Source organism: Neptunomonas sp. ABH4_499 (assembly GCF_056160565.1).
Genome location: NZ_JBSWXK010000007.1, coordinates 105757 through 117757, shown reverse-complemented (window position 1 = coordinate 117757; position 12001 = coordinate 105757). Strand labels below are relative to the sequence as shown.

Sequence of the window (12001 nt, the reverse complement as noted above, 5' to 3'; positions counted from 1 at the left end):
TAAGCTTACTGACGCTCTGGTACTACCGACTCACCGCGCAGTAAGTCCTCTAATGTTTCGCGAGCACGCACTTCGAATACTTGATTATCGTCCACCATCACCTCGGCCGCGCGGGTCCGGGTGTTGTAGTTTGAGCTCATCACAAAGCCATAAGCGCCGGCCGAGCAAACGGCCAACAGGTCGCCAGCTTCCAAGTTCAGCAAACGGTTTTTACCCAAGAAATCACCGGTTTCACAGACAGGTCCTACCAGATCAAACTCTTTGGCTTCACCGGTTTCTCGCTCTTCTGTCGGGATAATCTCTTGATAAGCGCTGTACAAAGAGGGGCGGATAAGGTCATTCATCGCCGCATCTATGATGGCAAAGTTTTTGTGCTCGGTTTCTTTCAAGAACTCGACACGCGTCAGCAAAACACCCGCGTTGGCGGCAATGGAGCGACCCGGCTCGAAGATCAATCCAAGATCGCGACCTTCCAGTTTGTTCAACACCGACTCGATGTAAGCGGTGGCCGTTGGTGGCGTCTCATCGGTGTAGTTCACCCCTAATCCACCACCCATATCAAGGTGACGAATCTTGATGTCTTGCTCGGCCAAACGATCCACCAGATCCAACAATCGATCCATCGCATCCATAAACGGCGCGATTTCGGTCAGTTGGCTACCAATATGGCAATCCATACCCACGATGTTCAGGTTCGGCAGCGCCGCGGCTTTTTGATAGATGCGAAGCGCATCATCAATCGCGATACCGAATTTATTCTCTTTAAGGCCTGTCGAGATGTAGGGGTGTGTACCTGCATCGACATCGGGATTCACACGGAAAGAGATATCAGCCACTTTGCCGCACTCACCGGCCACGGCACTGATGCGCTCAAGCTCCGCTTCGGACTCGATGTTAAAGCAGTGAATACCTACCTCTAGCGCGCGAACGATCTCGTGTGGCTGCTTGCCAACGCCTGAGAATACGATCTTAGCAGGGTCACCGCCCGCTTTAAGCACACGCTCAAGTTCACCCAAAGACACGATATCAAACCCGGCACCTAAACGAGCCAAAACATTCAGCACACCTAGGTTGCTGTTGGCTTTAACGGCAAAGCAGACCAAGGCATCACGACCTTCAAGCGCGTTGGCGTATTCAAGATAAGCGCGCTCTAGGGCGTCACGGGAGTAAACGTACGTTGGGGTACCAAATTGATTGGCGATCTCAGTTAACGCCACTTCTTCGCAAAAAAGGCGGCCGTTACGGTATTCAAAGTTGTCCATGGCTACTCACTAAACTCATCAGGTTAGGCAATGATTATTGCGCGGTGGTGTTTTGATCACGCCCTTGGGAGGCGTCTTGCGACGGCGTTTGTGACGGGTCGGTTTTTAAGGACTCAGCTTTATTGGATTCAAGGAATAAAGGGCCTTTTTGGCCGCATCCAGCTAATACTCCAGCCAAGACTAACAGGGTGATCCAGCGCACGTTCTCTACCTGATCTAAAAATGAAAATGAATGATGGCATTATACCCACGAAGCACGACCAACATGAAGCGATCCGGTAGGGATTACTGATATACTTGGCCCGAACCGTATTACTCACCTTAAAAGGTAGCCGCATAATGATGACTGAAACAGAATTTTACGCACTGGTAGACGACACACTGAATACCGTCGAAGAGCGCTTAGATGATGCCGAAACGGATTTGGATTACCTCATCAGCGGCGGTGTTTTGACCATCAAATGTGAGAATGGCTCTCAGCTGATCTTTACCCGACAGACGCCCGTTCGCCAGCTGTGGTTAGCCACCCGCAGTGGCGGCTTTCATTTTGATTGGGATGCAGAGCAAAACACGTGGATTCGTGATTCCGACCAGGCCAAAATCGCCGATGTCTTCAACGAAGCCTTTCAAGAACAAGCCGGTGAAACACTGACGTTCGAGATCTAATCTCGCATTCAGGGCATGGATGCTTACGGATCGATGCCCGCGATCGACTCCACCTGCTGCAACAAGCGCCCCAGTGCTCCCTGCTGCTCACGAGCATAGACGCTTGCCGCCTCCCCTACTGAACGACATAGGACAGGCTTTTCCAGCGCGTCAACCACGACCGATTTCGCCTGCGACATCGAAGCAACTTGCCACATGGCACCACGCTCGACCATCGCCTCGGTAATGACCTTAAAGTTATGAAAGTGCGGCCCCATCACCACAGGCACCGATAAGATCGCAGGCTCAATGGGGTTATGACCACCCACATCCACAAAGCTACCGCCCATGATGACCGCATCAGACATCGAGTAATACGCCATCATCTCACCCAGCGAGTCCCCCAGTAGAATAGCCCCTTCAGAGATATCACTGCGTCGTGAGGCTGAGCTGCCTGATTCGGATATGAGCTGCCACACAGGTGCAAAGCGCTCCGGATGGCGTGGCACGATCAACAACCGAAGCTTAGGATAGGTCGCGAGCAACGGCTGAAACGCTGCTAAAAACTGAGCTTCTTCATCGGCATGACTGCTGGCCAGCATCAACACAAACGCTTCGGGGTTATCGCCCAACCATTGTGATCTTAATGACTGACCTAACTCAGTTTTATCCGCATCCAAATGAATATCAAATTTGATGCTGCCAGAGACTGTGACGCCACTTTTGGGGACGCCGAGCCCAATAAAGCGATCGGCATCGGCTTGGCTTTGCGCTACGATGTGGGTGATACGTGAAAGCATGGGGGCGCTTAAGACGTGAAACTTGCGATACCCTTTAGCTGAGCGCTCCGACAAACGCGCATTGGCCACCAGCAGCGGCACCTGCTTTTTAAAACAGGCGCGGACAAGATTTGGCCAAAGCTCGGTTTCGACCACAACGCATGCGATGGGGTTTAAACGATTTAAAAAAACGTTCAAAAAACTTGGGACATCATAAGGGCAGTAGCTTTGGGTCACCCGTTGGCCAAACTGCTTGCGGATATGATCGCGCCCAGTCGGCGTCATGTTGGTGACATACACGGGGATGTCGGGGTGATCCGCCAACCAGCGCTCAATCATTGGGGAGATCGCAATCGACTCCCCAAGCGACACCGCATGTACCCACAAAGGCCTAGCATGAGAGGTTTGCACACGCCCAAAGCGTTCAGCAATCCCCTCTCGGTAACCTGGCGCTTTGCGCCCACGCCACCAAAGCCGTAAAACAATAACCGGCAGCAACACGGTAAACAGCAAGGTGTACAAAGCGTGCACCAAACGGGACATCGTTAGGCCTCATCATCGAATTGCAAGTTGTGCAGTTGGGCGTAAGCGCCGCCTTTATCCATCAAGGCTTTATGCGAGCCTTGCTCGACGATTCGACCTTGATCCATCACAACAATCAGATCGGCATGTTCAATGGTCGAAAGCCTGTGAGCGATCACCAAGGTGGTTCGCCCTTCCATCACGCGCTCCATGGCTGATTGGATGTGGCGTTCAGACTCGGTGTCCAAGGCCGATGTCGCCTCATCCATAATCAGGATCGGCGCATCTTTTAAGATCGCCCTAGCAATCGCAATGCGCTGACGCTGACCACCGGACAGAAGCACGCCGTTCTCCCCGACCATGGTATCCAAGCCTTTGGGGTATTGCTCTACAAACTCCATGACATGAGCCGCTTTGGCAGCCGCCTCGATTTCGGCTTTTGAACGCGAAGCCAAGGCTCCGTAGGCAATGTTCTCGGCGATGGTTCCGTTAAAGAGAATCACCTGCTGATTCACCAAAGCAATCTGATCACGAAGGTCATTCAGCTTATACTCTTGAAGCGGGTGCCCATCGAGTAAAATTTGCTCCGGCTTTTCCGTATCAAAAAAGCGCGGTAAAAGCCCCGCTAATGTAGATTTACCACTGCCAGAGCGCCCTACCAGCGCGACATGTTGGCCCGGCTCTATGGTGAGTTCGATCTGCTTTAACACATCTCGATCGGTGCCAGGGTACCGGAAAGTTAAGTTGTTTAACTCAAGCGCCCCGTTAGCACGCGATAGGGTACGCGACCCAGTATCTTGCTCGGCAGGTTCGTCCATGGTTTCAAACACGCTCTGTGCCGCCGCGATCCCTTTTTGAATCACGCTGTTCACATCGGTTAGTTGGCGAAGCGGTTTGGTCAGCATGCCCGCGGCCGTAATAAATGCGATGAACTCACCGGTGTTCATGGTCGCCATGATTTCGGGCTCCATGGCGAAATACATCAAAGCCGCCAACGCACACGCCACCAAAAATTGAACCACCGGGGTTGATAGCGCCTGCGTGATCATCAGTTTCATGAATTGATCACGGTTTTTAAGGCTGACACGATTAAAACGGTCGATCTCAAACGACTCACCACCAAAGGTACGCACCACTTGATAGCCCTTAATCGCCTCGGAGGCCGAATTGGTCACACTGCCCATCGAGTCTTGTAGCTGCTTACTTAAGCGACGAAACCGCTTGGATACGTACGAGACTAAAAGGCCAATCAAAGGCCCGACCACCAAGAAGATCAGGGTCAGCTTCCAGTTGAGGTAAACCATATAGATAAAGAGGCCTATCACCGTAAGGCCTTCTTGAATCACAACTTTGACCGCATTGGTCGCCGCACCGGTTACCTGCTCTACGTTGTAAGTGAGCTTGGCCAGCAAAGTGCCGGAGCTGTGCTTATGGTAAAAGGCACTCGGTAGACGCTGCAGTTTTTGAAACAGCTCCAAACGCAGCTCGTGCACTAACGTGCGAGCAATTCGAGTAATAAAATAGTTACCTAAGAAGGTGCCCGTACCGCGAACAACAAACAGGCCCAATACACTGAGAGCCAGCCAACCACGATTCTCAAGCCCACCTTGCTCGATGGCCTGAACGACGGTTTCCATCCATTTTGCGAACCCAGCTTGAGTACTGGCATACAAGGCAAAGCCCGCTACACTGATCAAAAAAAGCGGCCATTGGCGTTTCACGTAGGACAGCAAGCGCAGATACAAGCGCAGGCCGTTACCTTCTTCTGAAGGGTGTTCCGATCTTTCCTTCATACTCTCGACACATTAGGAAAAAGGGGCATTGTACACCATCGGCTGTTACCAGCCAGCGGCAATATCCACAGCAAACCTATGATTATCCTCAAAATGGTGAGGGTTTCATCTCGGTTTAAAAGCGTTACACTAGCCAGCAAATACACCACGATCACACGTTAATGAAGAAACAACGCCCCACACAACTTTGGCATCCGGTTTATTGGCCAACCCATTTGGGTCTGTTTTTTGTCTGGTTGATCAACAAACTGCCGCTATCGCTCCAACGCTCCCTCGGCACCTTGTTTGGTCGAGTGCTCTATTACGTAGCTCCGGATCGTCGTCACGTTGCAAAAACCAACATTAGAATGTGCTTCCCAGAACTCAGCGCCGCCGAGCAAGCGACGTTGGTGAAGACCATTTTTAAAGAGCAAGGCATCGCGCTTATCGAATCGGGTATGGCGTGGTGGCCCCAACCCGAACGTTTAATACCCCTGGGTGAGGTGATTGGCTTTGAACATGTGCAAAAAGCCCAACAGGAAGGTAAAGGGATTCTTTTCTTGAGTGCCCATTTCACGTCACTCGATATCACAGGTGGCATACTGGCGCAGCACATGAAATACGACGGTATGTACCGTAAGAACAACAACCCTGTGATTGAGAAACTCTCCAAACAGGGCCGCGAGCAGTTTTTCGAAGAGCTGATCGAAAAACGTGATATTCGAAAGCTAGTCAAACGCCTTCGTGAGGGCAAAGCCGTTTGGTATGCCCCCGATCAAGACCTAGGTATGAAACTATCGGTTTACGCCCCCTTTTTCGGCGTTCAAGCTGCGACCATCACCGCGACAGCACGGATTGCCAAAATGTCGGGCTGTGCTGTAATCCCATTATCCATGCGCCGATCAGATGAAGGTCGCTACATCATCGAGATGCAGCCACCGCTTGAGGACTTCCCAACTGGCGACGATGTTGCTGATGCCACCCGCGTTAACGAGGTGGTTGAGGGAATGATTCGGAAGTCGCCCGCTCAGTATATGTGGGTTCATCGACGGTTTAAGAGCCACCCTGAAGGGAAGGGGTATTTGTATAGAAAGATGGGGAAAGTGTGATGGGTAAAATCACCCCTCTGAACAAGAGCCACCTTCATTCAGTCATTGATCTTTTACAAGACATTTCTACTTTCAAACCTGAAGAAAATAGCTTGGACTCGGTTTGGGAATCATTCTCTAGCCAAAACAACGTACACTCGTTTGTATTACTTGATGATGAACACGTCATTGGTTACGGCTCGATTATCATCGAGACAAAGATTAGGGGCGGAAAGATGGGACACATCGAAGATATCGTGACCCATTCAAGCTACAGAGGGCAAGGGTTAGGAAAGCAGTTGATTGAACATTTATGTGCATTTGCAAAAGAGCAACAGTGTTACAAAGTTGCTCTTCAATGCAAACCACACAACACCGGCTTCTATGAACGCTGCGGGCTTGAGGAAAGCGGTGTCGCAATGCAGTTGTTTACCTAGCTAGAATGGTGATCAAAAAAGCGATTTACGGAGTCAATGACACGATCAACATCGGATTCCGCCATGCCGTACCAGATGGGTAACCTTAAAAGGCAATCACTGATTCTTAAGGTTTCGGCATCACAACCAACGAACTCACCAAATCGTTGACCAGCTCTAGAGGTGTGCAAAGGAACGTAATGGAATACGGCCATTATGGAATCCGCTTTTAGATGCTCTATCAATTGCGCTCTTATCTCTTGCGACTCCAATACCATATAAAACATATGGGCATTATGGGTGCAATCATCAGGAATGGATGGCAGTGAAACTTTATCAACAAGCCCTGAGAAACCTTGGTAATAACGATTCCAAACTTTCAGCCTCGCCTGATTAATCTCATCCGCTTTCTCTAACTGACCCCATAAGTACGCCGCCTGAACATCGGAGGGAAGATAGCTACTACCGACATCTACCCAGCTGTACTTATCGACCATACCTCTGAAAAACTGGCTGCGATTCGTTCCTTTTTCGCGGATTACTTCAGCTTTTTCAACGAATTTCTGATCATTAATGATCAATAATCCACCTTCACCAGCGCTGGTATAATTTTTGGTTTCATGAAAGCTGTAAGCCGCCATATGACCAAGAGTCCCCAACGCTTTGCCTTGGTATGTTGAACACATGCCTTGAGCGGCATCCTCGATAACATAGAGGCTGTATTTATTAGCAATGGACATGATGCTATCCATTTCGCAGGACACACCTGCATAATGAACCGGTACTATGGCTTTAGTTCGCTCGGTCACCGCCGCCTCAATAAGTACCTCATTCATATTTTTCGTATCAGGTCGGATATCCACAAATTTAATCACGGCCCCGCGCAGCACAAACGCGTTGGCCGTACTGACAAACGTGAAGCTTGGCATAATCACTTCATCACCTGGCTGGATATCAATCAAAATAGCGGCCATCTCAAGCGCGTGTGTACAAGAGGGTGTCAGTAGTGCTTTTGCACAGCTCAGCTTAGATTCAAACCACTGGTGACACTTAAGGGAGAAAGGGCCATCACCTGAAATTTTCCCACTTTCAAGAGCCTCACTGATGTAGCCGAGTTCATTACCGAATTTAGGCGGCTTATTGAATGGGATCATCTCGTTTCTCACTTATTGTTTGTTCCAAGAAGCACATTGAGCTGCTCAGCCAACGCATCTTTGGAGAAATTTTTGGTAATAATGCGGTAATTTTCATTCAACTCAGCTGAGTTAAACGTTGTAAGGTCAAGCGACGCAACATCATACACATGCAGCCCAAGCTCTTTTAAAATAGTCCACGACGTAACATCGCTACGCATAAAAACTTTTTTGCGCAGCCCAAGTAAGTTAATAATATTACCCATACCTTGTTGTCGATCGTGATTAAAAATGGCGACATCAATATTCGCTAAAAAAGAGTAATACTCATCGATCGGCATAAAATTACGCATGGCGGTAAATCGCTTGCCCAGCAGGTCTTTTCCCTTCTGCTCTATGCAATCAGCATGCTTTTGATTCCCGTAAGATAAAGGGGCGTAAACATGAAAATCAACATCAGAATGGATTCGACTTAAGCCTTCCAATACGGGCTCATGTGCATTGCTAGGATCGGCTGAGTTACCAACTTGAACGTTGATGGTCGGTGAGTCTTCTCTTTGCAGATCACGTTCCTCGAATACATTCGACGTATATAAGATGCAGTGTACGTGCTTTCCAGTAGCGCCATACCATTCACGTGCTAACGCAACATCACCTTTCACATAGGTGACTAAATAGCCGAATCGCTTTATGACAAAGCGTCTGATACGCTCTAACTTACGTTTCTTCTTATTGCCTCGGTTTTTTCTATACACATAGAGATCATTACCCCAAATCATCCATGCGCACTTTTTAAGCAGCCACGGCTGCAAGAAAAGCGCATACAAGACTTTCTTCTCAAACAGACCATGCAAGACAATTTTGTCCGCTTGATACGCTTTAATAGAAAAAAAAACGTAAAAGATGATCGAATTCAGTAGCCCTTTAGGGAAATGCTTTAAGCTAAGATCATTGACCGTGTATTTCTCTCGATCACCTGTAAAGAAAAAACTATCATCTCGATACAGCTCAGGCAACCTCTGCTCATAAAACCCCATAAAGCTGGGTATAAATTTATTCAACTTACCAACATGCAGATTCATAAATTAATAACTATCAACCTCAGCACCAAAAACGCCATTAAACACACCATAAGCCTTCGCTATTTTTAGCAGCGAGCGGTTCCGTTTTTTTTTGTTCAACACCAGAGCAAAAAGGGATAAAGCGAAACACGACATCAACATCTGCACAGCAGCCGAAATAGCGATGCGGACCTTAGATTTGCCTTTTTGGTGTTTACGCCAAGCGTCCGTCAAGCCAGCTCGATACTTTCGCTTCATCAACCATTTGAGAGTGGTTCTAATGGGGGGGATCGTTTCATAAACAATGGCTTCATTGCATTGAATGATCGCGACGCCCTGCTGAGAAGCCTGCGTAAAGAAAATAGTATCTGTACCACCGGCCAGCGGACGAGACTCATCGAACCTAAGCCCTAGATCAGTAAACAGATACATAGGAATCAGCACGTTATCCGTGGCACAAGCCGTTAGCGACTCTCCCGTGTAACGCTTACCCACCTTAAAAAGTGACTTGATACTCTCATCCGTGTTTTGCGGCAACTGTGGGATGACTTGACCATGTATGACGGCATCTGGATTAGTTGACTGAGAAAAGGCCAACAGCTCAAGTAACCAACGAGGTTCGATGGTTTCATCATCATCAATAAAGATCAGATAATCAAACCCACGTTCGAGACTGACATTCACCGCTTTATTTCGCGCACAAGGTATCCCCTGCTTCGGCTCCACGAGGTAGGCGTATTCGAAACTCAGTTGATCACATACGGTTTCGACACACTTCTTAGCCGAAGCGTGCTCATCATTATCAATTACCGTCAAAAAAACCTGACAAGTTTCGGGAATCAACACCTTCGACAGACTCAGTAGACATTGCTCTAGCAGCGCCTGTCGTTTATAGGTGCAAATGCCGATATTTACGCGAAACTTCTCTGTCTTTTCCATCAACCTAAACGCTCTGTCAGATCAATGTCCGGTTGACCAAATACTCGCTGTTTAGCACGGCGATAGACACTTGGCATCTGCCCAAAATCGATCGCTTGATAACCGGATAAAGCAAGGTCATATGACATCACTGTTGCGGTAGGCCCTAGCACAACGAAGATCAAATACTCTTTAGGGTCGAACTCTTTGGCTTGCGCAAGAATCGAGGCGTATTCGTGAAAAGCATTTCGCGCCGGTGCATACACATAATCGATGGATTGAACGTTATCAAAAAGCTCTTCTTCTAGGAAAAACCGACTGTTCTTACCCACCACAAAAACAATTTTTCGATCTAACCAGATCGACTTAATTTTCTTAACTCGGGAAAGAAAAGCTTCTTCACTGTGCTCTGGAAACTTTCGAAAAATTTCAGAAGAGTCATACACTCGACTACGATCGAGTAGCCCCAATACTTCTGGTCCGATTCGAATGATAAATTTACTCCAAACACGGCCTATCTTTTGAGCATCCAGAACATTATTGATTCCGACCAATACCCTAGGATCTTTGCTGTTGAGCACCTCAAGCATGCGCGAGTTAAGCTCTTGATCTACATCTTGGAAAGACTTATGAACCTCTCCAACGATCAGCTTAAACTCACCGTCACCGAATCGACTGATACTTAGCTTATTTTGGATGATGTTATCAATGGTCACCTCTTCATCATTGACCTTAGGGTAAGCATCAATAAAGCCTTGGATCTCATCCCGATAAAGATCAATGATCTGATCATCAAAATAATCACGTGCACGTTGTTTCTTCTCTTTGTTAAAGCAAAAAGCGGTAACCAACTGCCCAAACCGTCGTAACAAGAATTTTTTTATACCTTTCATGCTCATCTTTTTGTCCTAATCAAGCGCGATGGCTTAACTGGTAATGATCCATCACTTTTTGCAATTGCACATCGTTACCCGTATTGATGCACTTATTCCCGCTTTTCAATTTAAACCTCTGTGACCCTTCAATGGTAACAAAACGCATCCCCCAATCACGAGAGTCAGGCACTACCTTTACTTTAGTGCCTTTTTTAAGGCTCATCGCTTTAAGCCAAATATCATCGGCTTTGGGTGACAGTTGTTCAAACACCGATTGATTGAAAATCTCGCTATCAACCGCCAAGGGTTGGGTTTCATGTCACCGGAAAGGTACCATGACTGGCTCGGCTTGTTTAGACAATTTGAGGGACTCCTGTAATAATCCGAGCCCTAACGGTAACGAGCAGGATCTATGCAAAACTCTCAACAATTGAATGTATTACAGGTACTACCGGCTCTTCACTCTGGCGGGGTAGAACGGGGCACCATTGAATTTGCACGGGAGTTGGTTAAGCAAGGTCATCGCTCTACCGTTATGTCCAATGGGGGACAACTGGTTGAGCGCTTAGTTCGAGAAGGCTCTGAGCATCTTCAACTGCCGGTGCACAAAAAGTCACTGTTTTCTTTGCGACACGTAAAAGCCGTTCGGCGTGCGATCGAAACGCTTCAACCCGATATTGTGCACGTGCGCTCCCGATTGCCTGCTTGGCTGGTTTGGCTCGCCCTTCGAAAAATCCCAGCAGTACGACGTCCGCACCTCGTCAGCACCTTTCATGGTTTGTATTCGGTCAATCGCTACAGCGCCATTATGGCGAAAGCTGAGCACTGCATTGCTGTGTCGGATTGTGTTCAGGCTTACATTGAGAAGAACTACGGCGTCCCCTCTCAGCGCATAACCCGCATTTATCGGGGGTTAGACCCGCACGCGTTTAACCTGAACGCCTGTACAGATGAATGGAAACAGCAGCTGTTTGTGGATTACCCAGAACTTGAGAATAAGCAGATCATTGTCATGCCAGGACGCCTTACACGCTGGAAAGGACAAGAGGCATTTCTCAAGATGATGGCCATGCTCGTTAAGCTACGCCCACAAGCACACGGCGTAGTCGTTGGGGATGCTGAGCCTCAAAAAGCGCATTATTTTGAAGAGCTGATCGAACAAAGAGACACATTAGGGCTCAAAGATAAAGTAACCTTTGTGGGTCACCGCAATGATATTCAGGCCTTTTATGGCTTAGCTGATGTCACCTGCCATATGTCCAACAAAGAAGAACCTTTTGGTCGCACCGTCCCTGAAGCCATCGCCTGCGGAAGCCCTGTGATCGCCTTTGATCGCGGCGGTGCCAGCGAGTCTCTGAATTATTGTTATCCACAAGGTTTAGTCGAATCCGACAATCTGGATGCCTTTGTCGAACGGGTTTGCGATACACTCGACCACCAACCTGAATTACAATTACCCGAAGCTTTTTATATAGACCATCAAGTGAGCAAAACCCTTGAGGTCTACCACACATTGATGAATGGATGATC

At 48.2% G+C, this 12001-nt stretch carries 13 protein-coding genes; 4 read left to right on the top strand and 9 right to left on the bottom strand.

Annotation, left to right across the window (positions count from 1 at the left end; all coding sequences use genetic code 11):
* Window positions 1–5: 5 nt before the first annotated feature.
* A complete protein-coding gene (gene lysA / locus ACXAF9_RS09180) occupies window positions 6–1262 on the bottom strand; it encodes a diaminopimelate decarboxylase (RefSeq protein ID WP_475073183.1) in 1257 nt (418 codons plus the stop codon).
* A gap of 34 nt (window positions 1263–1296) precedes the next feature.
* On the bottom strand, window positions 1297–1464 hold the full coding sequence (gene lptM / locus ACXAF9_RS09175; protein ID WP_475073181.1) for an LPS translocon maturation chaperone LptM: 168 nt from the start codon (window positions 1462–1464) through the stop codon (window positions 1297–1299).
* A 137-nt stretch (window positions 1465–1601) separates the two neighbouring features.
* On the opposite strand from lptM, the gene cyaY reads away from it, so the two are divergent.
* Window positions 1602–1928, top strand: a complete 327-nt coding sequence (gene cyaY / locus ACXAF9_RS09170) for an iron donor protein CyaY (RefSeq protein WP_475073179.1) — start codon at window positions 1602–1604, stop codon at window positions 1926–1928.
* 23 nt (window positions 1929–1951) lie between these two features.
* Here cyaY and waaA read toward each other — a convergent pair whose 3' ends face one another.
* Entirely contained in the window at window positions 1952–3229 is a 1278-nt protein-coding gene (gene waaA / locus ACXAF9_RS09165; RefSeq protein WP_475073177.1) for a lipid IV(A) 3-deoxy-D-manno-octulosonic acid transferase, read from the bottom strand.
* A gap of 2 nt (window positions 3230–3231) precedes the next feature.
* Complete coding sequence (gene msbA / locus ACXAF9_RS09160) at window positions 3232–5001, bottom strand: lipid A export permease/ATP-binding protein MsbA (protein ID WP_475073175.1); 1770 nt, start codon at window positions 4999–5001, stop codon at window positions 3232–3234.
* A gap of 161 nt (window positions 5002–5162) precedes the next feature.
* Here msbA and lpxL point away from each other — a divergent pair, with 161 nt between their 5' ends.
* Both lpxL and ACXAF9_RS09150 read left to right on the top strand, forming a co-directional pair.
* Window positions 5163–6089 carry an LpxL/LpxP family Kdo(2)-lipid IV(A) lauroyl/palmitoleoyl acyltransferase gene (gene lpxL / locus ACXAF9_RS09155; RefSeq protein ID WP_475073173.1) on the top strand — a complete coding sequence of 309 codons (927 nt, stop codon included), beginning with the start codon at window positions 5163–5165 and terminating at the stop codon, window positions 6087–6089.
* Window positions 6089–6505, top strand: coding sequence for a GNAT family N-acetyltransferase (locus ACXAF9_RS09150; RefSeq protein WP_475073171.1), 417 nt, complete (start codon window positions 6089–6091; stop codon window positions 6503–6505). The genes lpxL and ACXAF9_RS09150 overlap by 1 nt, the downstream gene beginning before the upstream one ends.
* Here ACXAF9_RS09150 and rffA read toward each other — a convergent pair.
* From rffA to ACXAF9_RS09125, 5 genes are read right to left on the bottom strand one after another with little or no spacing between them, the layout of a single operon-like run.
* Window positions 6502–7638: a dTDP-4-amino-4,6-dideoxygalactose transaminase gene (gene rffA, locus ACXAF9_RS09145; RefSeq protein WP_475073168.1), complete on the bottom strand. Its 1137-nt coding sequence runs from the start codon at window positions 7636–7638 to the stop codon at window positions 6502–6504. The two genes, ACXAF9_RS09150 and rffA, sit on opposite strands and share 4 nt — an antisense overlap.
* An 8-nt stretch (window positions 7639–7646) precedes the next feature.
* The gene (locus tag ACXAF9_RS09140; protein ID WP_475073166.1) at window positions 7647–8699 is read right to left on the bottom strand and encodes a TDP-N-acetylfucosamine:lipid II N-acetylfucosaminyltransferase family protein; all 1053 of its coding nucleotides are present in this window, start codon (window positions 8697–8699) and stop codon (window positions 7647–7649) included.
* Between the two features lie 3 nt (window positions 8700–8702).
* Complete coding sequence (locus ACXAF9_RS09135) at window positions 8703–9617, bottom strand: glycosyltransferase family 2 protein (protein WP_475073164.1); 915 nt, start codon at window positions 9615–9617, stop codon at window positions 8703–8705.
* Entirely contained in the window at window positions 9617–10489 is an 873-nt protein-coding gene (locus ACXAF9_RS09130; RefSeq protein ID WP_475073162.1) for a GT-D fold domain-containing glycosyltransferase, read from the bottom strand. Before ACXAF9_RS09130 ends, ACXAF9_RS09135 begins: the two co-directional genes overlap by 1 nt.
* A gap of 19 nt (window positions 10490–10508) precedes the next feature.
* The gene (locus ACXAF9_RS09125) at window positions 10509–10775 is read right to left on the bottom strand and encodes a hypothetical protein (RefSeq protein ID WP_475073160.1); all 267 of its coding nucleotides are present in this window, start codon (window positions 10773–10775) and stop codon (window positions 10509–10511) included.
* A 108-nt stretch (window positions 10776–10883) separates the two neighbouring features.
* On the opposite strand from ACXAF9_RS09125, the gene ACXAF9_RS09120 reads away from it, so the two are divergent.
* Entirely contained in the window at window positions 10884–11999 is a 1116-nt protein-coding gene (locus ACXAF9_RS09120) for a glycosyltransferase (protein WP_475073157.1), read from the top strand.
* Window positions 12000–12001 lie beyond the last annotated feature (2 nt).